The sequence below is a fragment of the Winogradskyella ouciana genome, assembly GCF_009709615.1.
Lineage (GTDB): Bacteria > Bacteroidota > Bacteroidia > Flavobacteriales > Flavobacteriaceae > Winogradskyella > Winogradskyella ouciana.
Genome location: NZ_WJYA01000140.1, coordinates 1 through 266, shown reverse-complemented (window position 1 = coordinate 266; position 266 = coordinate 1). Strand labels below are relative to the sequence as shown.

The following is a 266-nucleotide window of genomic DNA, read 5'->3' as shown; positions in this document are numbered from 1 at the left end:
ATCCACGTAGCGCGGGGCGCAGGCCTTCCAACACGGCGGGGTCCTCGATGGTGGAGGGCGCCGCGGTGTCGCCCCGGTCGGCGATCTCGCGCATCGACCGGCGCAGGATCTTTCCGGAGCGCGTCTTGGGCAGCGCCTCCACCACGGAGACGTCCCGAAAGGCCGCCACCGGTCCGACCTGTTCGCGCACTGCGGCGACCAGCTGCCCACACAGGGTTTCGTGGTCCACCTCGACTCCGGCCTTGAGTACCACCAGCCCGCGCGGC

General features: G+C 71.4%; 1 protein-coding gene. It reads right to left on the bottom strand.

Annotation, left to right across the window (positions count from 1 at the left end; all coding sequences use genetic code 11):
* The coding region (locus tag F1003_RS18810; protein WP_162307014.1) for an AMP-binding enzyme at nt 1–266 on the bottom strand (266 nt) is incomplete at both ends.